The 22,746-nt window shown below is 70.7% G+C and carries 21 protein-coding genes; 11 read left to right on the forward strand and 10 right to left on the reverse strand.

The window, feature by feature from the left end:
- Positions 1-110: 110 nt before the first annotated feature.
- The 4 genes from IE295_RS12660 to IE295_RS12675 form a co-directional block, all read right to left on the reverse strand.
- Positions 111-641, reverse strand: a complete 531-nt coding sequence (locus tag IE295_RS12660; protein WP_190063691.1) for an LppU/SCO3897 family protein — start codon at positions 639-641, stop codon at positions 111-113.
- A gap of 111 nt (positions 642-752) precedes the next feature.
- A complete protein-coding gene (locus IE295_RS12665) occupies positions 753-2,021 on the reverse strand; it encodes an MFS transporter (RefSeq protein ID WP_190063692.1) in 1,269 nt (422 codons plus the stop codon).
- 86 nt (positions 2,022-2,107) lie between these two features.
- Positions 2,108-3,190 (reverse strand): inositol-3-phosphate synthase, encoded by a 1,083-nt coding sequence (locus IE295_RS12670; RefSeq protein ID WP_190063693.1) that lies wholly within the window; start codon positions 3,188-3,190, stop codon positions 2,108-2,110.
- A gap of 49 nt (positions 3,191-3,239) precedes the next feature.
- On the reverse strand, positions 3,240-3,827 hold the full coding sequence (locus IE295_RS12675) for a PadR family transcriptional regulator (RefSeq protein ID WP_190063694.1): 588 nt from the start codon (positions 3,825-3,827) through the stop codon (positions 3,240-3,242).
- A 418-nt stretch (positions 3,828-4,245) separates the two neighbouring features.
- Here IE295_RS12675 and IE295_RS12680 point away from each other — a divergent pair, with 418 nt between their 5' ends.
- Together IE295_RS12680 and IE295_RS12685 are read left to right on the forward strand one after the other, a co-directional pair.
- Positions 4,246-6,849, forward strand: coding sequence for a transglycosylase domain-containing protein (locus IE295_RS12680; protein WP_190063695.1), 2,604 nt, complete (start codon positions 4,246-4,248; stop codon positions 6,847-6,849).
- A 129-nt stretch (positions 6,850-6,978) separates the two neighbouring features.
- Entirely contained in the window at positions 6,979-8,472 is a 1,494-nt protein-coding gene (locus tag IE295_RS12685) for a glycosyltransferase family 87 protein (protein WP_190063696.1), read from the forward strand.
- Positions 8,473-8,509: 37 nt separating this feature from the next.
- Here the strand turns inward: IE295_RS12685 and IE295_RS12690 are convergent, their stop codons facing one another.
- From IE295_RS12690 to IE295_RS12700, 3 genes are all read right to left on the reverse strand, one after another.
- Positions 8,510-9,541: an alanine racemase gene (locus IE295_RS12690; protein WP_190063697.1), complete on the reverse strand. Its 1,032-nt coding sequence runs from the start codon at positions 9,539-9,541 to the stop codon at positions 8,510-8,512.
- A gap of 84 nt (positions 9,542-9,625) precedes the next feature.
- Complete coding sequence (locus tag IE295_RS12695) at positions 9,626-10,747, reverse strand: lipid II:glycine glycyltransferase FemX (protein ID WP_190063698.1); 1,122 nt, start codon at positions 10,745-10,747, stop codon at positions 9,626-9,628.
- 101 nt (positions 10,748-10,848) lie between these two features.
- Positions 10,849-11,175 carry a hypothetical protein gene (locus IE295_RS12700; RefSeq protein ID WP_190063699.1) on the reverse strand — a complete coding sequence of 109 codons (327 nt, stop codon included), beginning with the start codon at positions 11,173-11,175 and terminating at the stop codon, positions 10,849-10,851.
- Between the two features lie 273 nt (positions 11,176-11,448).
- Here IE295_RS12700 and rpsF point away from each other — a divergent pair, with 273 nt between their 5' ends.
- The 4 genes from rpsF to rplI all read left to right on the forward strand — a co-directional run bounded on the left by rpsF (position 11,449) and on the right by rplI (position 13,191).
- Positions 11,449-11,739: a 30S ribosomal protein S6 gene (rpsF, locus tag IE295_RS12705; RefSeq protein ID WP_006604399.1), complete on the forward strand. Its 291-nt coding sequence runs from the start codon at positions 11,449-11,451 to the stop codon at positions 11,737-11,739.
- 81 nt (positions 11,740-11,820) lie between these two features.
- On the forward strand, positions 11,821-12,411 hold the full coding sequence (locus IE295_RS12710) for a single-stranded DNA-binding protein (protein ID WP_190063700.1): 591 nt from the start codon (positions 11,821-11,823) through the stop codon (positions 12,409-12,411).
- A 78-nt stretch (positions 12,412-12,489) separates the two neighbouring features.
- Positions 12,490-12,726: a 30S ribosomal protein S18 gene (rpsR, locus tag IE295_RS12715; protein WP_004950692.1), complete on the forward strand. Its 237-nt coding sequence runs from the start codon at positions 12,490-12,492 to the stop codon at positions 12,724-12,726.
- 18 nt (positions 12,727-12,744) lie between these two features.
- Entirely contained in the window at positions 12,745-13,191 is a 447-nt protein-coding gene (gene rplI, locus IE295_RS12720; RefSeq protein WP_190063701.1) for a 50S ribosomal protein L9, read from the forward strand.
- A gap of 171 nt (positions 13,192-13,362) precedes the next feature.
- Here the strand turns inward: rplI and IE295_RS12725 are convergent, their stop codons facing one another.
- Positions 13,363-14,703, reverse strand: a complete 1,341-nt coding sequence (locus tag IE295_RS12725) for an MATE family efflux transporter (protein ID WP_190063702.1) — start codon at positions 14,701-14,703, stop codon at positions 13,363-13,365.
- 515 nt (positions 14,704-15,218) lie between these two features.
- Here IE295_RS12725 and dnaB point away from each other — a divergent pair.
- The 4 genes from dnaB (at position 15,219) to IE295_RS12745 (ending at position 20,303) form a co-directional block, all read left to right on the forward strand.
- The gene (gene dnaB / locus IE295_RS12730) at positions 15,219-16,700 is read left to right on the forward strand and encodes a replicative DNA helicase (RefSeq protein ID WP_190063703.1); all 1,482 of its coding nucleotides are present in this window, start codon (positions 15,219-15,221) and stop codon (positions 16,698-16,700) included.
- A gap of 78 nt (positions 16,701-16,778) precedes the next feature.
- On the forward strand, positions 16,779-18,146 hold the full coding sequence (locus IE295_RS12735) for a serine hydrolase domain-containing protein (protein ID WP_190063704.1): 1,368 nt from the start codon (positions 16,779-16,781) through the stop codon (positions 18,144-18,146).
- Between the two features lie 92 nt (positions 18,147-18,238).
- Positions 18,239-19,366, forward strand: coding sequence for a pyridoxal-phosphate-dependent aminotransferase family protein (locus IE295_RS12740; RefSeq protein WP_190063705.1), 1,128 nt, complete (start codon positions 18,239-18,241; stop codon positions 19,364-19,366).
- 184 nt (positions 19,367-19,550) lie between these two features.
- Complete coding sequence (locus IE295_RS12745; protein WP_190063706.1) at positions 19,551-20,303, forward strand: TetR/AcrR family transcriptional regulator; 753 nt, start codon at positions 19,551-19,553, stop codon at positions 20,301-20,303.
- 66 nt (positions 20,304-20,369) lie between these two features.
- On the opposite strand, the gene IE295_RS12750 is transcribed toward IE295_RS12745, so the two are convergent.
- On the reverse strand, positions 20,370-21,665 hold the full coding sequence (locus IE295_RS12750; RefSeq protein WP_443732308.1) for an MFS transporter: 1,296 nt from the start codon (positions 21,663-21,665) through the stop codon (positions 20,370-20,372).
- 97 nt (positions 21,666-21,762) lie between these two features.
- Between IE295_RS12750 and IE295_RS12755 the strand changes: the two genes are divergently transcribed.
- The gene (locus IE295_RS12755; RefSeq protein WP_190063707.1) at positions 21,763-22,125 is read left to right on the forward strand and encodes an ArsR/SmtB family transcription factor; all 363 of its coding nucleotides are present in this window, start codon (positions 21,763-21,765) and stop codon (positions 22,123-22,125) included.
- Positions 22,126-22,229: 104 nt separating this feature from the next.
- On the opposite strand, the gene IE295_RS12760 is transcribed toward IE295_RS12755, so the two are convergent.
- Positions 22,230-22,694 (reverse strand): MarR family winged helix-turn-helix transcriptional regulator, encoded by a 465-nt coding sequence (locus IE295_RS12760; RefSeq protein ID WP_190063708.1) that lies wholly within the window; start codon positions 22,692-22,694, stop codon positions 22,230-22,232.
- Positions 22,695-22,746 lie beyond the last annotated feature (52 nt).

A 22,746-nucleotide genomic window follows, 5' to 3' on the forward strand; every position in this document is an offset into this window, starting at 1 on the left:
GACGCTTCCGGGCATGTTTCACGTGAAACATCGCCCGGTGCGGACAGAGCGAGGGCCGGTGTTTCACGTGAAACACCGGCCCTCGCCGCATGCCGTGGGGTGGTGAAGCGCTACTTGTTCTTCGCCAGGCAGAGCACGAAGGAGTCGCTGCGCTCCTTCCAGGTCACCGCCGCGACGGTGCCTTCCACGTTCTCGCACGCCGTGTAGGCGGAGGACGTGCCCTTGACCTTCTTCAGCACCTTGTGGGTGGCGTTGGAGGCCGAGCAGTCGCGCTGCTCGATGTTCGGCTTGTAGCTGGACCCGGTGTTCTCCAGGCACTGGCCGACCGACAGCGTCTTGACGTCGTCCTTGCCGAAGATCCACGCGGCCCCGGCCACGATGAGGCCCAGGATCGGCAGCACGATGTTCCGGAGGATCTTGACGACCGAGCGGCGCGGACGCGGGGCCGGCGGCGGCACCGGCGCCCCCGGGAAGCCGCCGGGCTGGCCGTAGGGGGCGGCGGGCGCCTGGCCGTAGGGCGGCGCCGGGGGCTGCTGACCGTACGGGCCGGGCTGCTGGCCGTACGGAGCCGGCGGCTGCTGACCGTAGGGGTGGCCGCCCTGCGGGGCGTACGGGTTGGGCTGGGGCGGCGGAGTGGTCACGGGGAAGTCCTTCGGCATGGCGAGATCCGGTCGGCGAACGCAGCCCGTAAGTTATCCGGTGTCCATGACATTTCTGCAGCTCACAGCGATCCTGTGGCCTTGATGTGACACTTACCGACGCCGGAATCCGGCCATAGCGGCGGCAATCGCCGCATAGATCACGCCCACCGCGACGATCAGTACGGACGACCGGCCGTCCGGCGGCAGCATCAGCGAGGCGGTCGCCGCGGCGCCCACGAAGGCGACGTTGAACAGGACGTCGTAGAGCGAGAAGACCCGGCCCCGGAAGGCGTCGTCGACCGAGGACTGGACCACCGTGTCGGTCGTGATCTTGGCGCCCTGGGTGACGATGCCCAGGATGAACGCCGCGACGAGCATGGGGGCCGGGGTGAAGGGGAGGCCGAGGGCGGGTTCGAGAACCGCCGCGGCCGCGGCGCAGGCGGTCATCCAGCCCAGCCGGCCCAGCCGGGAGACCGCCCAGGGCGTGAGGAGGGCCGCGGCGAAGAATCCCGCGCCCGAGACGGCGACGGCGTAGCCGAGCAGGGCCAGCCCGTCGGATTCGTTGTCGGACCAGGCGTAGCGGCAGAGCGTCAGCACGGTGACCGTCAGCGCGCCGTAGCAGAAGCGCATGAGCGTCATCGCCGCCAGCGCGCCCGCCGCCAGGCGGCGTTCGGCCAGGTGGCGCAGTCCGTCGGCCAGGCCGTGGAGGGTGAGCGCCAGGGCGGTGCGCAGTCGTGTCCGGGTCACGGCGGCGTCCGGTCCCAGAAGCCCGGCCGGCATGCGCAGCGCGCACAGGCCGGCGCACAGGTACAGCGCGGCCCCGAGCAGGACGACCCAGGCGTCGGCCGCGGCGCCCCCGGACCCGGCGAGGCTCACCGCGAAGGCGACCCCGCCGCCCGCGGTGGCGGCGAGGGTGCCGGCGGTCGGGGAGAGGGAGTTGGCCATCACCAGGCGCTCGGGGGAGTCGACGACGCGGGGCAGGGCGGCCGAGAGCCCGGCGAGGACGAAGCGGTTGGCAGCGGTCACCGACAGCGCGGAGGCGTAGAAGAGCCAGTCGGGGACCCGGCCGACGACGAGCAGCGCGGTCCCGGTGGCCAGGGCGGCCCTCAGCAGGTTGCCGTACAGCAGCACCTGACGGCGGCTCCAGCGGTCGAGCAGGACGCCGGCGAAGGGCCCGAGCAGGGAGTAGGGCAGGAGCAGGACGGCCATGGCGGAGGCGATGGCGGCGGGGGAGGTCTGTTTCTCGGGGGAGAAGACGACGTAGGCGGCGAGCGCGACCTGGTAGACCCCGTCGGCTGCCTGGGAGAGCAGCCGGACTGCCAGCAGACGGCGGAAATCGCGCAGATGGAGCAGGACGCGAAGATCACGCACAACAGGCATACTCCCCAGCCTCACACAACACACAGGCCCCCGGGTGTATTACCCGGGGGCCTGTGATCAGGCGAGCTGGCGCGTGGCGTGGACGCTCAGCGCTCGACCTCGCCCTTGATGAACTTCTCGACGTTCTCGCGGGCCTCGTCGTCGAAGTACTGCACCGGCGGCGACTTCATGAAGTACGAGGAGGCGGAGAGGATCGGGCCACCGACGCCGCGGTCCTTGGCGATCTTCGCGGCGCGCACGGCGTCGATGATGACACCGGCGGAGTTCGGGGAGTCCCAGACCTCGAGCTTGTACTCCAGGTTCAGCGGGACGTCGCCGAAGGCGCGGCCCTCGAGGCGGACGTACGCCCACTTGCGGTCGTCCAGCCAGGCCACGTAGTCCGACGGACCGATGTGGACGTTCTTCTCGCCCATGTCGCGGTCGGGGATCTGGGAGGTGACGGCCTGCGTCTTGGAGATCTTCTTGGACTCCAGGCGCTCGCGCTCGAGCATGTTCTTGAAGTCCATGTTGCCGCCGACGTTCAGCTGCATCGTGCGGTCCAGGATGACGCCCCGGTCCTCGAAGAGCTTGGCCATGACGCGGTGCGTGATGGTGGCGCCGACCTGCGACTTGATGTCGTCGCCGACGATCGGGACGCCGGCCTCGGTGAACTTGTCCGCCCACTCCTTGGTGCCGGCGATGAAGACCGGGAGGGCGTTGACGAAGGCGACCTTGGCGTCGATGGCGCACTGCGCGTAGTACTTGGCGGCGTCCTCGGAACCCACCGGCAGGTAGCAGACCAGGACGTCGACCTGCTTGTCCTTGAGGATCTGGACGACGTCGACGGGGGCCTCGGCGGACTCCTCGATGGTCTGGCGGTAGTACTTGCCCAGGCCGTCGAGGGTGTGGCCGCGCTGGACCGTGACACCGGACTGCGGAACGTCGCAGATCTTGATGGTGTTGTTCTCGCTGGCACCGATGGCGTCCGCGAGGTCGAGGCCGACCTTCTTCGCGTCCACGTCGAAGGCAGCGACGAACTCGACGTCACGCACGTGGTAGTCGCCGAACTGCACGTGCATCAGACCCGGCACGCGGCCGTTCGGGTCGGCGTCCTTGTAGTACTCGACGCCCTGCACCAGCGAGGCGGCGCAGTTGCCCACACCGACGATCGCTACGCGAACCGAACCCATTCCGGTTGCTCCCTGTTTGTACTCGACGAAGCCCTGCGGAGTGCAGGGCTCACTGGTCCGGGCCGTTGCGCTTGTCACGCCCGGCCCGCTCGCTCTCGATCAGCTCGTTCAGCCAGCGGACCTCTCGCTCCACGGACTCCATGCCGTGTCGCTGAAGTTCGAGGGTGTAGTCGTCCAGCCGCTCCCGGGTGCGGGCGAGGGAGGCGCGCATCTTCTCCAGACGCTCCTCCAGCCGGCTGCGGCGGCCTTCCAGCACCCGCATCCGGACATCCCGCGAGGTCTGTCCGAAGAACGCGAAGCGGGCGGCGAAGTGCTCGTCCTCCCACGTGTCCGGACCGGTGTGGGCGAGCAGCTCCTCGAAGTGCTCCTTGCCCTCTGCCGTCAGGCGGTAGACAATCTTCGCCCGCCGTCCGGCCAGCGACGCCGCCCGGGCGTCTTCCGGAGCGCTCCCGGGCTCCTCGACCAGCCAGCCGCTCGCCACAAGGGACTTCAGGCAGGGGTAGAGGGTGCCGTAGCTGAACGCACGGAACACCCCGAGGGAGGTGTTCAGGCGTTTCCGCAGCTCGTAGCCGTGCATCGGGGACTCGCGGAGCAGGCCGAGGACGGCGAACTCGAGGATGCCGGAGCGTCTGCTCATGTTTCGCCTCCTTGTCCCCCACAGCCTAGTCCTTGTGATCCCTAATCCTTATTGGTCCCTTATGCCGACTTGATGTGTCGGGCTGATGTGCCGAGCTGATGTATCGACTCGATACATCCAGACGATAGAACGAGCGTCCTGCCGCGACAAGAGGGGGCACGGTGAACGAGGTCACAGTCACCGATTCGTGGGACACAACAGGCCTGATTTGGAGTGAACATCCGCAGTGGGCGGGATTTGGCCGTGCGTAGTCTGTGCGCCATGCAGACCAACGGGAACCGGGTGACGTCGTCAGACGTCCTCGTCCCGTATGCAGTGCGGTTCGTCGCTCAGGGGGACAGCCGGATCGCACATCGGGGGGAATGCAAGCCACCTGCCGCTGTCAGGCGATAGCGCCTGCCCGAGGAGTAATCGTTCGATGAGCGAGCACCGCCGCAAGCCGCCGCCGCCTCAGGGCGGGGGACGGGCCGCGGGCCGACGTGCGGCCCAGCCGCCGACGTCCGGCCGTCGCACCGCACCACCCAGCAATGCCGCCGGTCCGGGGCGCGGCCGAGGAGAGGATTCCCGGTCAGCCGGCCGGACGGGCGCGCGCGACGTGCCCCAGCGCGGCGATGCCGCCGGCGGGCGCAGACGCTCCCCGGACGCGGGGCGGGGCCGCAGGGACGGCGGACGCCCCCCCGTCAAGCGCTTCATCGACTATCCGCGCGCGGGCAAGACCGGGGCGCGGCGCTGGATCCCGTCCTGGAAGCTCATGGCGGGCATGGTCGTCACCATGGCCGGCCTGGTCGTCGGCATCGTCGGCGTGGCCCTGGCGCTGGTGCAGGTGCCCAGCGCGCAGAAGGCATCGGTCGTCCAGAAGAACGTTTATTACTGGGCCGACGGCAAACAGATGGTCGTCGCCGGCGGTGGCAGCCTCAACCGGCAGATCGTGCCGATCGCCCAGATCCCCCTGTCGATGCAGAACGCGGTGATCTCCGCGGAGAACGCCAGCTTCGAGAAGGACTGGGGCGTCGACCCGATGGGCATCGCGCGCGCCGTCGTGAAGATGGCGCAGGGCGGTGAGACGCAGAGCGGCTCGACCATCACGCAGCAGTTCGTGAAGAACACCTACCTCAGCCAGGAGCAGACGCTCAAGCGCAAGGCCACCGAGCTGCTCATCTCGGTGAAGGTGGGTGCCACCAAGGACAAGAAGTTCATCCTGGCGGGCTATCTCAACACCGCCTACTACGGGCGCGGCGCCTACGGCATCCAGGCAGCGGCGCGGGCGTACTTCGACAAGGACTGCGCCGACCTGACGCCCAGCGAGAGCGCGTTCCTGTCGGCCACGCTGAACGGTCCGAACCTCTACGACCCGTACGGTGGCCAGGGCCCGGCGGCCACGCCCGAGAAGAACACCAAGCGGGCCACCGACCGCTGGAAGTGGACGCTGGACCGTGAGGTCCAGGTCGGCCGCATGCAGGGTCTCGAGCGCGACAAGTGGGTCGCGCAGGGCTTCCCGAAGGTCCAGAAGCCGAAGCCGGCGACCAACCGGGCCGGGCAGATCGGTTACCTGACCGACCTCGCCGACAACTACATCGTGGCCCACTCCCGGCTCAGCAAGGCGGAGCTGGACAAGGGCGGCTACCAGATCTACACCACCTTCGACCGGGACAAGGTCAACGCGCTGGCCAAGTCGGTCGAGGAGGTGCGCAAGGCGAACATCAAGCCCAAGGTGCGCGACGTCGACCAGTTCGTGCAGTTCGGCGGGGCGTCGGTGGAGCCCAAGACCGGCAAGATCGTCGCCATCTACGGCGGCGAGAACGCTCTGGAGCACTTCACCAACAACTCCGACTACACCGGTGTGCAGGTGGGCTCGACCTTCAAGCCCTTCGTCCTGGCCGCCGCGATGACGCACGGCAAGCGCAACCCGGGCCTCGGCCCGCAGCAGAGCGACAGCCAGCGCACGATCGTCTCGCCGGAGAGCGTCTACAACGGCAACAACAAGCTGACCCTGCGGGAGTACAACGGCCGGGTCTGGCACGACCAGAACGGCGGGGAGTGGCGCCAGCCGAACGACGGTGACGAGGACAAGGGCCTGGTCAGCCTGCGGACCGCCATGCAGTTCTCGGTCAACACGCCCTTCATCCAGCTGGGTATGGACGTCGGCACCGACCTGGTGCAGGAGGCCGCCCTCAAGGCGGGCCTGGACAAGGACCAGCTGTCCTCGCTGACGCCCACCTTCTCGCTCGGCACCTCCGCGCCCAGCGCGATCCGCCTGGCGGGCGCGTACGGCACGTTCGCGGCCAACGGCAAGCAGACCGACCCCTACTCGGTCGAGAAGGTCGAGAAGAACGGCCGGTCGGCCTACGAGCACGAGAAGAAGAGCGCCCAGGCCTTCGACTCGAACGTGGCCAACAACGTCACCGACGTGCTGAAGACCGTCGTGGAGTCGGGCACCGGCACCGCGGCGAAGCTCGGCGACCGCCCCGCGGCGGGCAAGACGGGTACGACCGACGGCAACCGCTCGGCCTGGTTCGCGGGCTACACCCCGCAGCTGTCGACGGCGATCGGCATGTACCGCGTGGACCCCAACGCCAAGAAGCAGGAGTTCCTGTCGATGCGCGGTGTGGGCGGCAAGCCCACCATTCACGGTGCGTCGTTCCCGGCGGAGATCTGGGCCGACTACATGGGCAAGGCGCTCAAGGGACAGCCCGTCCTGCAGTTCGACGCGCCGCAGGCGATCGGCGAGAAGGTCTACGGGGACGGCGCCAGCCCCTCCCCCAGCCCGATGCCGTCGACGTCGCCGTCGGCCATGCCGTCCCCGTCGGCGTCGTCCTCGCCGTCCAAGCACCCGTCCCGCTCGCCCTCCCCGAAGCAGTCCTGCAGCCCGTTCGACCCCAAGTGCAAGCCGGGCGGCAGCGGCGGCAGCGGAGGGAAGCACGGTGGCACCAGCAGCGGCGCGGGCGGCGGCGGGGAATCGCCGTCACCGGATCCGACCGGGCGCCAGCCGGACGGAGGACTGTTCGGCGGCCCCGGCGGCTGATCATCCGATGAATCCGTCGGACCCCTGCTGAGCAGGTCTTTTCGAGGGCCGTCCCGCGTTCGCGCGGGGCGGCCCTCGAGTTGTCCACAGGTTCCGCCGGGTCACGGACGGGTACGGCAGGATGTGGGCATGAGGAGCGCGCGGGACGACCAGCTTGTACGGCCCACCGTCGAGGACGAGGTGGCCGCCGCCGGCAGCGAGCTCATCGGCGGGCCGGTGGGGCGGCGGGCGCTGCTCGGCGTGCACTGGTGGACGCCGGTGCGGGTGATCGCGCTGGTGGCCATCGGGATGTTCGCGCTGGGCATGGTGCAGAAGCTGCCGTGCTACGACCACGGCTGGTTCTTCGGCGCCACCACGCAGTACACCCACGCCTGCTACTCCGACATCCCGCACCTGTACAGCGGACGCGGCTTCGACCAGGGGCTGCTGCCGTACTTCGACCGCATCCCGCAGTCGCTCTCGGGCGGCATGGACTATCTGGAGTACCCGGTCCTCACGGGGCTGTTCATGGAGGTCGCGGCGCTGCTCACGCCGGGTGGCGGCACCATCCAGGACCGCGAGCGGATGTACTGGTTCATCAACGCCGGGATGCTGCTCGCCTGTACGGCCGTCATCGTGGTGTGCGCGGCCCGTACGCACCGGCGCCGGCCCTGGGACGCGCTGCTGATCGCCCTGGCCCCGGCCTTCGCGCTGACGGCCACCATCAACTGGGACCTGTTCGCGGTGGCCCTCACCGCCGCCGCGATGCTGATGTGGTCACGCGGCCGGGCGGTCGCGGCCGGGGTGCTGATCGGCCTGGCGGCCGCGGCGAAGCTGTACCCGGCGCTGCTGCTGGGGCCGCTGCTGGTGCTGTGCTGGCGGGCGGGCCGGCCGCGGGCGTTCCTCGCCGCCGCTGCCGCATCCGCCGGAGCGTGGCTGGTGGTGAACCTGCCGGTCATGTTCACGCACGACGCCGACGGGTTCCACATCCGGGCGGGCTGGGCGAAGTTCTACACCTTCAGCCAGGACCGGCCGGTGGACTTCGGGTCCATCTGGCTCTTCATCTCGCAGCGCACCGGTGACCCGCTGAACGACGCCAACGACTACGCGACGCTGCTGATGATCCTGGGCTGCCTGGGCATAGGAGCCCTCGGCCTGTGCGCGCCCCGGCGGCCGCGCTTCGCGCAGCTGACCTTCCTGGTGGTGGCGCTGTTCATCCTGGTCAACAAGGTCTACTCGCCGCAGTACGTGCTGTGGCTGGTGCCGCTGGCCGCGCTGGCCCGCCCGAAGTGGCGTGACTTCCTGATCTGGCAGGCCTGCGAGGTCATGTACTACCTGGGCATCTGGTTCTACCTGGCGTACACGGGCAGCGGCGACAAGCACCAGGGCCTGCCGCCGGAGGGCTACCAACTCGCGATCATCGTGCACCTGCTGGGCACGCTGTACCTGTGCGCGCTGGTGGTGCGGGACATCCTGATGCCCGAGCGGGACGTCGTACGGCGCGACGGCTCGGACGATCCGTCCGGGGGAGTCCTGGACGGGGCTCCCGACATATTCGTCCTGGGCCCCGCGCGCCGCGAGCGGCACGCGGAGTCCTCCCGGACGGCACGCGTCCAGTGGGGCACAGGGAGCCGCGACCTGTAGGGCCGGCGGCTCCCCGCCCCGAACCACGGGGGTGGGATCAGTGATCGAGAATGCGGTCGAACTGCGTGGTGGTGTGCCGCAGATGGGCCACCAGCTCGTCTCCGACCTGGGGGGCCGGGGCGTCGTTCGGCACGAAGAGGATGGAGACCTGCATGTGCGGGGGCTCCGCGAACCAGCGCTGCTTGCCGGCCCAGACGAAGGGCGACAGGTTGCGGTTCATGGTCGCCAGACCCGCGCGGGCGACGCCCTTGGCGCGCGGCATCATGCCGTGCAGCGCCTTGGGAGCCTCCAGCCCGACGCCGTGCGAGGTGCCGCCGGCCACCACGACGAGGTAGCCGTCACCGGCCGCCTTCTGCTGGCGGTAGCCGAAGCGGTCGCCCTTGGAGACGGGCGTGACGTCCAGCACCGCGCCGCGGTAGTGGGTGGCGTCGTGGTCGCCCAGCCACAGCCGGGTGCCGATGCGGGCGCGGAAGCGGGTCTGGGGGAACCGCTGCTGCAGCTCGCGCAGTTCGTCGGCCTTGAGGTGGCTGACGAACATGGTGTGCAGCGGCAGGTGGGCGTTGCGCAGCCGCTCCATCCACGCGCTGATCTCGTCGACGCCGGTGGTGCCGTCGGCGCGGTCCAGCGGCAGGTGTATCGCGAAGCCCTCCAGGCGCACGTCCTCGATGGCCGCGTGCAGCTTGGGCAGGTCCTCCTCGCTGATGCCGTGCCGCTTCATGCTGCTCATGACCTCGATGACGACGCGCGCGCCCACCAGGCCGCGCACGCCCTCCACCGAGGAGACCGAGCGGATGGCCCGGTCCGGCAGCGGCACCGGCTCCTCGCCGAGCCGGAACGGCGTCAGCACCAGCAGGTCACCGCCGAAGTAGTCCTTCATACGGGCCGCTTCGTAGGTGGTGCCCACCGCGAGGGTGTCGGCTCCCCAGCGCGTCACCTCTTCGGCGAGCCGCTCGTGGCCGAAGCCGTAGCCGTTGCCCTTGCAGACCGGGACGATCCCCGGAAACTGCTGGATCACGGACTGCTGGTGTGCCCGCCAACGCGCGGTGTCGACGTAGAGCGTGAGCGCCATGGCCGGTCCCGGAACCTTTCCCTTTGGCTGCGAAGTGACGTGGTCGTGTGCCCGGCGGAGTCGCTCCACGGGCGGACGGAAGGATCAGCGGCGCGACATGTACATGTCGAGAGCCTTGTGCAGCAGCTTGTTGAGCGGGAAGTCCCACTCGCCGAGGTACTCCGCCGCCTGGCCGCCGGTGCCGACCTTGAACTGGATGAGGCCGAAGAGGTGGTCGTTCTCGTCGAGCGAGTCGCCGATGCCCCGCAGGTCGTAGACGCTGGCGCCCAGCGCGTAGGCGTCGCGCAGCATCCGCCACTGCATGGCGTTCGACGGCCGGACCTCGCGCTTGTGGTTGGCCGAGGCGCCGTAGGAGTACCAGACGTGCCCGCCGACGATCAGCATGGTCGCGGCGGCGACGGCCTCGCCCTCGTGCACGGCGAAGTACAGCCGCATGCGGTTGGGGTCCTCGGAGTTGAGGGCGGTCCACATGCGCTGGAAGTAGCTCAGCGGGCGCGGGCGGAACTTGTCGCGCTCGGCCGTGATCTCGTACAGGTGCTGCCAGGTGGCCAGGTCCTCGTAGCCGCCCTGGACGACCTCGACGCCGGCCTTCTCGGCCTTCTTGATGTTGCGGCGCCACAGCTGGTTGAAGCCCTTGTGGACGTCCTCCAGGGAACGGTTCTCCAGCGGCACCTGGAAGACGTAGCGGGGCTGGACGTCACCGAAGCCGGCGCCCTCCTCCTCGCCCTGCTGCCAGCCCATGCGGCGCAGCTGGTCGGAGACCTCGAAGGCGCGGGGCTCGATGAAGGTGGCCTCGACGTCGCGCAGGCGCTTGACGTCGGGGTCGGCGATGCCGGTCTTGATGGCGTTCGCGTCCCAGCGGCGGATGACGACGGGCGGGCCCATCTTCACGGAGAAGGCGCCCTGCTGCTTGAGGTGCGCCAGCATCGGCTCCAGCCAGTCCTTCAGGTTCGGCGAGAACCAGTTGATGACCGGGCCCTCGGGCAGGTAGGCCAGGTATCGCTTGATCTTGGGCAGCTGGCGGTAGAGCACCAGGCCGGCGCCCACCATCTGGCCGGACTTGTCGAACCAGCCCAGGTTCTCCGAGCGCCACTCGGACTTCACATCAGCCCACCCCGGCACCTGCATGTGACTGGCCGCGGGCAGGCTCTGGATGTACGCCAGATGCTGCTCTCGGCTGATTGTCCTCAGGGTCAGGTGGCTCATGCGGGGCGCTCCTCGGCAGGTGTGTCCCCAGGGTCGGGGCTCCGGCTCTCGCGCCGAAGCCTACTGCGACAGGGGAGCGCCCCGATTGGGCGTACGGCCCGCTATCCGATCACACCCCCGAAGAGCCCCCCGTGCGCCATGCCCAGAAAGAAGCCCAAAGCGGACGCTCCAAGTCCGACGATCAGCAGGAATCGCTCGCCGGTGGTGACGGAGATGAACTGCCCCCAGGCCCCGGTGAGGATGCCCACCAGCCCGCTCCAGGAGGTGAGCAGGTGCAGCCCGGTCCACAGGGAGGAGATGGCGGAGAGCGCACCCAGGACGACCGTCACGGCGGCGAGGGTGTTCTCGACGGGATGGGGCCTTCCGTCGCTGTTGAGGACCGCGAGCAGACCGCGGGATCCATGGGTCTGCCGAACCGCCTGTGTCATGGGGCCACCTCCAGATGGCGAGCGCGGTGTTGCGCCGGTCACACACGATGCGTCCAGATTGCGGGGCCCGGAGGACCGATTTCAACCCGGCGCCCGTGTGCGGGTACTCTGTACGGTCTGCACCGGTGTCTGCCCGGACCCAGCTTCGGTCCCAGGGGCAACCCAGGGACTTTCCGCTGATTGTCAGTGTCCGCCGATACCGTTGTTCACGCATCACGACCCTCCTGCCACGGATCGACCGTGGCCGCTGAGTCCAAAGGAGGTGGGTTCCACATGCGTCACTACGAGGTGATGGTCATCCTCGACCCCGATCTCGAGGAGCGCGCTGTCTCCCCGCTGATCGAGAACTTCCTCTCCGTCGTCCGTGAGGGCAACGGAAAGGTCGAGAAGGTCGACACCTGGGGCCGTCGTCGTCTGTCGTACGAGATCAAGAAGAAGCCCGAGGGCATCTACTCGGTCATCGACCTGCAGGCCGAGCCTGCGGTCGTCAAGGAGCTCGACCGCCAGATGAACCTGAACGAGTCGGTCCTCCGGACCAAGGTCCTCCGTCCCGAGACCCACTGAACCCCAGCGGTTCAGAGGTAATCGGGCTGCATCGCAACGAGTAGCAAGCAGCCAGCAGCACACCCGCCGAGAGGTTCATCCATGGCAGGCGAGACCGTCATCACGGTCGTCGGCAATCTCGTCGACGACCCCGAGCTGCGCTTCACCCCGTCCGGTGCGGCGGTCGCGAAGTTCCGCGTCGCGTCCACTCCCCGCACTTTCGACCGCCAGACCAACGAGTGGAAGGACGGCGAGAGCCTCTTCCTCACGTGCTCGGTGTGGCGGCAGGCGGCGGAGAACGTCGCCGAGTCGCTTCAGCGAGGCATGCGCGTCATCGTGCAGGGTCGGCTGAAGCAGCGGTCCTACGAGGACCGTGAGGGCGTCAAGCGCACGGTCTACGAGCTCGACGTCGAAGAGGTCGGTGCCAGCCTGAAGAACGCCACGGCGAAGGTCACCAAGACCGCGGGTCGCGGTGGCCAGGGTGGCTATGGCGGCGGCAGTGGTGGTGGCCAGGGTGGCGGCGGCTGGGGCTCCGGTCCCGGCGGCGGCCAGCAGAGCGGCGGCGGGGCTCCCGCCGACGACCCCTGGGCCACCGGCGCTCCGTCCGGCGGCCAGCAGGGCGGCGGCGGAGGCGGCTGGGGCGGCGGCTCCGGCAACTCCGGCGGCGGCTACTCGGACGAGCCGCCCTTCTAAGCCCGTTCCGACGGGCCCGGGCCGCCTGGCGGCCCGAGGGCGACAGCACAAAACTTCTTGATTCACAGGAGAGAGACAATGGCGAAGCCGCCCCCGCGCAAGCCTAAGAAGAAGGTCTGCGCGTTCTGCAAGGACAAGACCGCTTACGTGGACTACAAGGACACGAACATGCTGCGGAAGTTCATTTCCGACCGCGGCAAGATCCGTGCCCGTCGCGTGACCGGCAACTGCACCCAGCACCAGCGTGACGTCGCCACGGCCGTGAAGAACAGCCGTGAGATGGCGCTGCTGCCCTACACCTCGTCCGCGCGATAAGGGAAGGGTGACCAACTAATGAAGATCATCCTCACCCACGAGGTCTCCGGCCTCGGCATTGCCGGTGACGTCGTCGACGTCAAGGACGGCTACGCTCGCAACTACCTGGTCCCGCGCGGTTTCGCGATCCGCTGGACCAAGGGTGGCGAGAAGGACGTCGCGCAGATCCGTCGCGCTCGCAAGATCCGCGAGATCGCCACGATCGAGCAGGCCAACGAGGTCAAGGGCCAGCTCGAGGGCGTCAAGGTCCGCCTCGGCGTCCGCGCCGGCGAGGCCGGCCGCCTGTTCGGCTCCGTGACCCAGGCCGACGTCGCTTCCGCGATCAAGGCTTCCGGTGGTCCCGAGGTCGACAAGCGCCGCGTCGAGCTGGGCTCGCCCATCAAGACCCTGGGCGCCCACCAGGTGTCCGTGCGTCTGCACGCCGACGTCGTTGCCAAGCTCGGCATCGAGGTCATCGCCGCCTGACGGCTGCGATCAGGCACAGCCTGAAGGAAGGGCCCGCACCCCTCGGGGTGCGGGCCCTTCCGCCGTTTCCGGGCCGCCCAGCGGCAACCGGCCGACCGCGCCGCTCGCGCGCCCGCTCCGGCCCCGTGGGCGGGCTCTCAGGCGCGTACGGCTCAGGTGCGTACGGCTCCCTCAGGCGCGTACGGCTCCCGTCACCAGCCAGCGCCCGGAGCGGGCGCGCAGCCACAGGGTGGCCAGCCGGGCCGTCATCATCAGCGTCATCGCCCACCACAGCGCCGTCAGGCCGCCGCCGAGGCCCACGACGAGCACCGCTGCGGGCGCGAAGACCGCCAGGACCACCAGCATCGCCCAGGCGAGGTACGGCCCGTCGCCCGCGCCCATCAGCACCCCGTCCAGGACGAACACCACGCCCGCCACCGGCTGGCCCAGGGCCACGACCAGCAGGGTCGGCAGGAGCGCGTCCCGTACGGCCGGGTCGGAGGTGAACAGCGGGGTGAACACCGGCCGCGCCGCCACCACCAGCAGCCCCAGCAGCAGGCCCGAGGCGATGCCCCACTGCACCATGCGGCGGCAGGCCGCCCGGGCCCCTTCCGCGTCGCCGGCCCCCAGACAGCGCCCTATGATCGCCTGCCCCGCTATCGCGATGGCGTCCAGGGCGAAGGCCAGCAGGCTCCACAGGGTGAGCACGATCTGGTGCGCGGCGATGTCCGCGTCACCGAGGCGGGCGGCGACCGCCGTGGCGATCAGCATCACGGCGCGCAGCGAGAGCGTACGGACCAGCAGCGGCACGCCGACCTGGGCGCAGGCCCGGATGCCGGCGGCGTCGGGCCGTAGCGAGGCGCCGTGCCGCCGGGCTCCCCGTACGACGACGGTGAGGTAGACGGCGGCCATGGCCCACTGGGCGATGACGGTGCCCCAGGCGGAGCCGGCGATGCCCAGGCCGGCGCCGTAGACGAGGGCGAGGTTCAGCGCGCCGTTGGCAGCGAAGCCGCCGACGGCCACGTAGAGCGGGGTGTGGGTGTCCTGCAGGCCCCGCAGCACACCGGTGGCGGCGAGCACGACGAGCATGGCGGGGATGCCCAGGGCGCTGATCCGCAGGTAGTCGACGGCGTGCGGCGCGGCGGCCGGGGAGGCGCCGAAGAGGTCGACGAGCGCGGGGGCGGTGGGGAGCGCGGCGGCCGCGACCGCCGCGCCGAGTATGAGCGCGAGCCATATGCCGTCCAGGCCCTGCCGGATGGCGGCTCGGGTGTCGCCGGCGCCGACCCGGCGGGCGACGGCGGAGGTGGTGGCGTAGGCGAGGAAGACGAAGATCCCGACGGCGCTGGTGAGCAGCGGGGCGGCGATGCCGAAGCCGGCGAGCTGGGGGGTGCCGAGGTGGCCGACGATGGCGCTGTCGGCCATCACGAAGAGGGGCTCCGCGACGAGTGCGCCGAAGGCGGGGACGGCGAGCGCGAGGATCTCGCGGTCGTGATGGCGGGCACTGCGCCGCTCGCGCGTGGGGGCCTGGGTCACGCTGCCGTCCAATCTTCCACAGGTAATCAGTGCATCAAGCTTACGACCCTTACCCGTCCGCGATGTGTGTGATCTTCTCTGCGTCGTTTGTCGCGATCTCCGCCCGGTCGGGAAAGTTTTTCTCCTCAACAGCCAGTGGATGACAAAACCGCAGGTCAGGACGGTGACTCGGAGGCGATTGTGTGTTTGTCCACAGTGCTTTCCCCCGCACCGTGCACAGGTTGGGGGGAGTTCTCCACAGGCTGGGGCCGCTCATCCACATGCCCTGTGGATAACCAGATTGGCTGACGGTGCCCGCGGCCCTACCGTGGACCGGCGCCTGCCGTCCGTTCCCGGCCCGTTCCCGATCCCGTCCACGTCCCCGTTTTCGTCTCGTGGACCTTACGGGACCGACACGAACTCACCGCGAACTCGACGCGCAAGAAGCGGAGTCGGGCGTCCTAATTGTCAGAGCCGTGCCGTAAGAAAGAGTGGCACGGCGAGGTCCGCGTCGCGGACGGGAGGAGGTGGCCCGGGTGAGCATCCCCGAGCCCATGGACGACCCCTGGGGCGACGGCGGCCCCGGCGACCGGCTCCCCTTCCCCCGCTCCCGTCGCGGCGACGCCAAGGGCCGCGGTGAGCAGCACGACCGCGGTGGCGACGAGGGCGGCTCCTGGGACCGCGGCGGGTCCGGCTTCGAGCGGGTGCCTCCGCAGGACCTCGACGCCGAGCAGTCCGTCCTGGGCGGCATGCTGCTGTCCAAGGACGCCATCGCCGACGTCGTCGAGGTCCTCAAGGGTCACGACTTCTACCGCCCGGCGCACGAGACGATCTACCAGGCCATCCTCGACCTCTACGCCAAGGGCGAGCCGGCCGACCCGATCACCATCGCCGCCGAGCTCACCAAGCGCGGCGAGATCACCCGCGTCGGCGGCGCCGCGTACCTGCACACGCTGGTCCAGTCCGTCCCGACCGCGGCCAACGCCGAGTACTACGCCGAGATCGTCCACGAGCGCGCGGTGCTGCGCCGCCTGGTCGAGGCGGGCACGCGCATCACGCAGATGGGATACGCGGCCGACGGCGACGTCGACGACATCGTCAACAAGGCCCAGGCCGAGGTCTACGCCGTCACCGAACAGCGCACCAGCGAGGACTACCTCCCCCTCGGCGACATCATGGAGGGCGCGCTCGACGAGATCGAGGCCATCGGCTCGCGCAGCGGCCAGATGTCGGGCGTGCCCACCGGCTTCACCGACCTGGACGCCCTGACGAACGGCCTGCACCCCGGCCAGATGATCGTCATCGCCGCCCGTCCCGCGATGGGTAAGTCCACGCTCGCGCTGGACTTCGCCCGCGCCTGCTCGATCAAGAACAACCTGCCGAGCGTGATCTTCTCGCTCGAAATGGGCCGCAACGAGATCGCGATGCGCCTGCTGTCCGCCGAGGCCCGCGTCGCCCTGCACCACATGCGCTCCGGCTCCATGACCGACGACGACTGGACCCGGCTGGCCCGCCGCATGCCGGACGTCTCGGCCGCGCCGCTCTACATCGACGACTCGCCCAACCTGTCGATGATGGAGATCCGGGCCAAGTGCCGCCGCCTCAAGCAGCGCGCCGACCTCAAGCTCGTGATCATCGACTACCTCCAGCTGATGCAGTCCGGCGGCAACAAGCGCGCCGAGAGCCGCCAGCAGGAGGTCTCGGACATGTCCCGAAACCTCAAGCTGCTGGCCAAGGAGCTGGAGCTGCCGGTCATCGCGCTCTCGCAGCTGAACCGTGGCCCCGAGCAGCGCACGGACAAGAAGCCGATGGTCTCCGACCTCCGTGAGTCCGGCTCCATCGAGCAGGACGCCGACATGGTCATCCTGCTGCACCGCGAGGACGCCTACGAGAAGGAGTCCCCCCGCGCCGGCGAGGCGGACATCATCGTCGGCAAGCACCGTAACGGCCCCACGGCCACGATCACCGTGGCCTTCCAGGGTCACTACTCGCGCTTCGTGGACATGGCCCAGACCTGATCCGCCGCCGGGCCGTGGTCCCCGGCGCCGCGCGGAAATCCGCCTGCCGCGTGATCACCGGCTGGTTAGGGTGCGGGCATGACGGACTCGTACGAACTGCTGCCCGACACCCGCCGCGCCCTGCTGCACCGCCTTGCCACCGGCCAGGTGGAGGGACGCACACCCGCACTGGTGGGTGCGGTGATGCGTGACGGGCGCATGGTGTGGTCGGCGGGGTGGGGATCCGTGGACGGGGACGCTCCGGGGGCGGACACGCAGTACCGGATCGGTTCGATCACCAAGACGTTCGTCGCCGTGCTGGTGATGCGGCTGCGCGACGAGGGGCTGCTCGACCTCGACGACCGCCTCGGCGCGTACCTCGAAACGCCCGAGGGCGGCGACGCGACCATCGCCCAGCTGCTGTCGCACACCTCGGGGCTGGCCGCCGAGACCGGCGCTCCCTGGTGGGAGCGCACGGACGGCGCGCTGCGCCCCGAACTCGCCGACATCTTCGGCGAACGCGCCCAGCGCCACGCGCCGGGGCGCCTGCACCACTACTCCAACGTCGGGTACGCGCTGCTGGGCGCCCTCGTGGAGCGCCTGCGCGGGCGGGAGTGGTACGAGGTGCTGCGCCAGGAGGTGCTCGAGCCGCTGGGCATGCACCGTACGACCCTCGAGCCCCGGGCGCCGCACGCCCAGGGCTGGGCCGTACACCCCTGGGCGGACGTGCTCCTCCCGGAACCGGCCGTGGACACCGGGAAGATGGCCCCGGCCGGTCAGCTGTGGTCCACGGCAGCCGATCTGTGCCGCTTCGCTGCGTTCCTGATGGACGGTGACGACCGGGTGCTCTCGGCGGAGTCGCTCGCGGAGATGCGCACTCCGCGGACCGAGCCGCAGGACGCGGACCGGACGGCGGCCTATGGCCTGGGCACCCTGCTGACCTGGCGGAACGGACGCTTCCTGCACGGCCACGTCGGCACGATGCCGGGGTTCGTGGGAACCCTGTGGATCAGCGCCGAGGACGGCGTCGCGGCGGTCGTCCTCGGCAACGCCACCTCCCAGCTGGGCATCCCGGCCGTCGCGGCGGACCTCGTGGGCACGGTCGCCGAGCGCGAGCCCCGCATTCCCGGGCCGTGGCGCCCCCTGGGCGAGGTGGACCGGCAGCTGCTGGAGCTGACCGGGCCCTGGTACTGGGGCGCCGCCCCCTTCGCGCTGCGCCTGGCCGGCGGCCGGGAGCTGCGGCTGACGCCGCTGGGCGACGGCGGGCGCGCGGCACGCTTCCGCGCGGAGGCGGACGGGACCTGGACCGGGCTCGACGGCTACTACGCGGGGGAGACCCTGTCGGTCGTCCGGGGCGAGGGCGGGGTGGTGAGCCATCTGGACATCGGCACGTTCGTGTTCACCCGCGAGCCCTACGAGGCGGGAGGGGCGGTGCCGGGCGGCGTCGACGCAGCTGGCTGGCGCTAGTCGGATTGTCGGACGGGGTCGGGGTGCGGACGTAGAGTCGACGGGAGACTGGCGGCGCCGGACACGCGGCGCGATACCACCTGGAAGGCACCGTGACTGCGAACACCGCACCGGCCCTGCTCGACCTGGCGCCCCTCGGCGCAGGTCACTTCGCCCGCATCGAGGACAAGGTCGCGGCGCTGATGCGCACCCGCGAGACCGTGGTCGCGATGCAGGGCGAGGCCCTGCTGCCGCTGGAGGCGTGCATTCGTTCGGCCGTACGGCCCGGCAGCACCGCGCTCAACATCATCACCGGCCCGTACGGCGAGACGTTCGGCGGCTGGCTGCGCTCCTGCGGCGCCGAGGTCGTCACGGTCGCGGCGCCCTTCAGCGGCGCGGTGACCCCCGGCCAGGTCGCCGAGGCGCTGCGCGCGCACCCCGCCATCGACTTCGTCAGCCTCGTCCACGCCGAGGCGGCCACCGGCAACACCAACCCCGTCGCCGAGATCGGCGCGGTGGTCCGCGAGCACGGCGCGCTGCTGATGCTGGACGCGGTGGCCTCCGTCGCCGCCGAGCCGCTGCTCACGGACGAGTGGGGCGTCGACCTGTGCGTGATCGGCGGTCAGAAGGCCATGGCGGGGCCGGCGGGGGTGTCGGCCGTGTCGGTCAGCGCCCGCGCCTGGGAGCGCATCGCCGCCAATGAGCAGGCGCCCCGCCGCTCGTACCTCTCCCTCCTGGACTGGAAGGAGCGCTGGATCGACGGCGGGCGCACCGCGCTGCCGCACGCCCCCGCGCAGCTGGAGATGCTCGCGCTGGAGCAGGCCGTCGACCGCATCGAGGCCGACGGCCTGGACGGCGTCATCGCCCGCCACCGCGCCGCCTCTGCCGCGACGCGCGCGGGCGTACGGGCGCTCGGCGCCCTGGCGCCCTACGTGATCCGTGACGAGGACGCCGCCCCGGCGGCCACGACGCTGCGCGCCCCGGACGGCATCGACGCCCGGGACGTCGTGGCGGCGGCTCTGGCGGCCGACGCCTCGGTGCCCGTGCAGGCGGCGGCCGGCGCGCTGGCCAAGGAGATGATCCGCGTCAACCACTACGGCCTGGACGCGGACCGCGAGGTCGTCCTCGCCTCGCTGGCGGCGTTCGGCGAGGGCCTGCGGGCGCTGGGCGTTTCGGCCGCGGACCCGGCCGGGGCCCTGCGGGCCGCGGGCGAGGCCTGGGACGCGGTGATCGCGGGCTGACGCGCGCCCGGACGGCCCGGGCTCTCGTACGAGGCCGCTGCCGGTGCTTCACGCACCGGCAGCGGCCTTTTCGCGTTCTCTGTCTCTTATAACCCTTATGTCGTGTGAGGCTCCTCGTCGTCACGCACAGATAAAATCGGAACCCACGTCCCGTTTCGCTCCGCCCCTCTCGGAGGCCCCGCACATGGCTCGGCGCAGGAGTCCGGCTTCGCCCCCACCGCTCGCCCCGTCGCTCCGCTCGGACGCGCGCCGCAACAGGGAACTCGTCCTCCAGGCCGCCCGATCCGCCTTCGAGGAAGCCGGGTTGGCGGTGCCGCTCGGTGAGATCGCGCGTCGCGCGGGGGTCGGTACGGGCACCGTCTACCGTCATTTCCCGTCCAAAGAAGCCCTGTTCAGGGCCACGGTGGTGGACCGGGTGCAGCTTTTCACCGACACAGCACGGGAGTTGACGCACGCGGATGATCCCGGAGCGGTCTTCTTCCGCTACCTCGCTGCGGTCGTACGGCTGTCCGTGCGGAACAAGGGCCTGTGTGACGCCCTGGAGGGCAGTCTCGAGCCCTCTCCGGGCGTCGAGGAGGGCTTCCGTGAGGCGCTGACGATACTGCTCGAGCGGGCCCAACAGGCCGTCGCAGTACGGAAGGACGTGACCATCGACGATGTGATGGCCCTGCTCATGGGCTGTCTTTCGATGGAGCAGCGGCGGGGGCCGTCAGTGGCGCCCGGAAGAATGACGGCACTGCTGTGCGACAGCCTGCGGCCGGGGCGCCATGTGACGAAACTGCCTCCGAATCCGGCCGTACGGCGTAACGAAATGGGCTGCGCGTCCTGCGGACGCCCCGTGCCGGCGTCGCGTACGGGCCGCCCCGCCCGGTACTGCGGCGGGGCCTGCCGGCAGCGGGCGCACCGCGAGCGGGCCCGGGCGCGTACGGGCGCGTGACGGCGGGCCGCCTCACGAGGACCGGGAGGACCCGGCGGACCGGGAGGACTCGGCGGACTCAGCGGACTAGGCGGACTCGGCCGACCCGTGGCCCTTGGCGACGACGAGGCCGCCGGTCACCGCGAGGCCGATGAGCACGACGCCGAACGTGGTCGCCCCCGAGGTCAGGCCGACGGCGTCGCTCAGGTAGCCGGCCGCCACGGGCAGCAGGCCCGCCGGGAGGTAGCCGCTGACGTTCAGGGCGGCGTTGGCCTCGGCCAGACGCCCGGCGGGGACCGTGGAGTTCAGCAGGGAGAGGCCGCCGAGCTGGCCCATGCCCTGCCCGGCTCCGGCCACGACCGCCGCGACGGCGAGCAGGACGACGGAGGAGGTGCGCACCGCGCCGATCAGGGCGGCCATGCTCACGGCCGTGCTCGCCGAGGAGGCGAGGAGGATCGTACGGACGCGCAGCCGCCGGACCGCGAACTGCACCGCCGTCGAGGCGAGGAACATCGCGAACGCCATGGCGCCGGCCACCGCGCGACTGGTCGTGCCCAGCAGCCCGGACAGCAGGGAGGGGCCGAGCGAGAGCACGAACGACGTCGCGGTGATGCCCGGCGCGAACGCCGCCGCGCCCGCCAGCAGCCGGCCGCCCGCGCCCCGCGGCACCTTGGGCAGCCGCACCCACGCCCCGCCCGCCTGCCGGCCCCGCCCCGCCTCCGGGCGCGGCAGCGGCATGCGCAGCACGACGGCGAAGGCCAGGGCCAGCAGGACGATCTCGACGAGGAAGACGGTCGCCGTCGGGGCGGGCAGCGTCTCGGACAGCACGCCCGCCAGCAGCGGCCCCAGGCCGGCGCCGAACACCATCGCGCTCGAGGCCAGCAGCGCCGCCAGCCGCCTGCGCGCCGGGCCCGCCACGTCGGTCACCGCCGCCATGCCGGCGGACACGACCGCGCCGACGGCGATTCCGCTGAGCAGCCGGGCCGCGATCAGCGCGGCGACGGAGGACGCGGTCGCGAAGATCACGCAGGCCGCCGCGGCGAGCGCCAGCGCCGGGAGCAGCACGGGCTTGCGGCCGATCCGGTCCGAGGCCACGCCCGCCACCAGCAGCGATCCGACGAGCCCGGCGATGTAGGAGGCGAAGACGATCGTCAGCGTGCCCCGGGAGAAGCCGATGTCGCGCTGCCACAGGACGTACAGCGGTGTCGCCGCGTTGGACAGGATGAACACCGCCGTCACCGGCCAGGCCGCGAGCCAGATCCACCAGCCGGGCGCCCCGGTGGTCGCCGCTGCGGTTCTCGTCGGACGGATGGTCGTGGGGCGGGTGGTCGTGGCTGTGGTGGTGGGTGTGGTTGTGGTCCTGGCTGTGGTCGTGGTCGTCACGGGATCCCCCTCGGTTCGTGCGCGGTACGACTTTTCTCGAACTTAGCACGCTGTACGATTGGAGTCGTACAAGGTGATCGAAAGGTGGGGAACGCCGATGACGGCCTTCAAGGTTCTGCCCGTACCGGCGGGCGTGCCCGAGCCGCTGGCCGAGCCCGCGGTCGGCGACCTGCGGCTGGAGGCGGTGCTGGGGGTGCTGGGCGACCCGTTGCGCCTGGGGATCGTGCGCAAACTCCTGCTGGAACGGGAGGAGTTCGATCACACCTGCGGGTGGTTCGGGCTGGACCGGCCCAAGTCCTCGCTCACGCATCACTTCAAGGCGCTGCGGGAGGCGGGAATCATCCGGCAGCGGCAGTACGGGCTCGAGCGGCGCAGCCATGTGCGCGTCGACGACCTCGAGGCCCGCTTCCCGGGGCTGCTGCGCCTGGTGGCCGACTGGACGCCATCCGAGCCGGCCTGACGACAGGCCTGGTCCTGACAGCAGGGCCGGTCCTGGCAACAGGGATGTTCCTGACGACAGGCCTGGTCAGGGCCGGTGCCGCACGGTGGCGGCGGTGCGGCCGGTCAGGAAGAAGCCGGAGTGAGTCCCTCCACGACGGCGACCAGGGGGGCCAGTTCGGAGCGGCCCGACGCCTCGCGCAGCGCCTCGCGTAGCGCGGCGTCGTTCGTGGGCCGCGCTACCTCCAGCAGGGAACGGCCGGCGTCGGTGACGTCGGTGTAGATGCCGCGGCGGTCGGTGAGGCAGAGGTAGCGGGTCAGCAGACCGCGGTCCTCCATGCGGTTGACCAGGCGCGTCGTCGCGCTCTGGCTGAGTACGACGGCGTCGGCGACCTCGTTCATGCGCAGGTGCCCGCCCTCGCCGTCGTGCTGCCGGCTGAGGACGTCGAGCACCGAGAACTCGCGCACGCTCAGCTCGTGATGCGTCTGCAGCGCCCGTTCGAGGTGCGCCTCTATGCGGCTGTGCAGCGCCGACAGGGCGCACCAGCCCTGCGCCAGGCCGGTCAGGGCGGGGTCCGGGGTGCGGGACATGGGGTGACCCTCCTTCGGAGTCGTACGCGGTCGCGGGCACATGCCGTTCGAG

This window comes from Streptomyces griseocarneus (assembly GCF_014655595.1).
Taxonomy (GTDB): domain Bacteria; phylum Actinomycetota; class Actinomycetes; order Streptomycetales; family Streptomycetaceae; genus Streptomyces; species Streptomyces griseocarneus.

Bases quoted from the DNA above. Each gene is read 5' to 3' on its own strand.
- IE295_RS12665 (WP_190063692.1), bottom strand. From the start codon at position 2,021: ATGCCTGTTGTGCGTGATCTTCGCGTCCTGCTCCATCTGCGCGATTTC.
- IE295_RS12670 (WP_190063693.1), bottom strand. From the start codon at position 3,190: ATGGGTTCGGTTCGCGTAGCGATCGTCGGTGTGGGCAACTGCGCCGCC.
- IE295_RS12675 (WP_190063694.1), bottom strand. From the start codon at position 3,827: ATGAGCAGACGCTCCGGCATCCTCGAGTTCGCCGTCCTCGGCCTGCTC.
- IE295_RS12680 (WP_190063695.1), top strand. From the start codon at position 4,246: ATGAGCGAGCACCGCCGCAAGCCGCCGCCGCCTCAGGGCGGGGGACGG.
- IE295_RS12685 (WP_190063696.1), top strand. From the start codon at position 6,979: ATGAGGAGCGCGCGGGACGACCAGCTTGTACGGCCCACCGTCGAGGAC.
- IE295_RS12690 (WP_190063697.1), bottom strand. From the start codon at position 9,541: ATGGCGCTCACGCTCTACGTCGACACCGCGCGTTGGCGGGCACACCAG.
- IE295_RS12695 (WP_190063698.1), bottom strand. From the start codon at position 10,747: ATGAGCCACCTGACCCTGAGGACAATCAGCCGAGAGCAGCATCTGGCG.
- IE295_RS12700 (WP_190063699.1), bottom strand. From the start codon at position 11,175: ATGACACAGGCGGTTCGGCAGACCCATGGATCCCGCGGTCTGCTCGCG.
- rpsF (WP_006604399.1), top strand. From the start codon at position 11,449: ATGCGTCACTACGAGGTGATGGTCATCCTCGACCCCGATCTCGAGGAG.
- IE295_RS12710 (WP_190063700.1), top strand. From the start codon at position 11,821: ATGGCAGGCGAGACCGTCATCACGGTCGTCGGCAATCTCGTCGACGAC.
- rpsR (WP_004950692.1), top strand. From the start codon at position 12,490: ATGGCGAAGCCGCCCCCGCGCAAGCCTAAGAAGAAGGTCTGCGCGTTC.
- rplI (WP_190063701.1), top strand. From the start codon at position 12,745: ATGAAGATCATCCTCACCCACGAGGTCTCCGGCCTCGGCATTGCCGGT.
- IE295_RS12735 (WP_190063704.1), top strand. From the start codon at position 16,779: ATGACGGACTCGTACGAACTGCTGCCCGACACCCGCCGCGCCCTGCTG.
- IE295_RS12745 (WP_190063706.1), top strand. From the start codon at position 19,551: ATGGCTCGGCGCAGGAGTCCGGCTTCGCCCCCACCGCTCGCCCCGTCG.
- IE295_RS12755 (WP_190063707.1), top strand. From the start codon at position 21,763: ATGACGGCCTTCAAGGTTCTGCCCGTACCGGCGGGCGTGCCCGAGCCG.
- IE295_RS12760 (WP_190063708.1), bottom strand. From the start codon at position 22,694: ATGTCCCGCACCCCGGACCCCGCCCTGACCGGCCTGGCGCAGGGCTGG.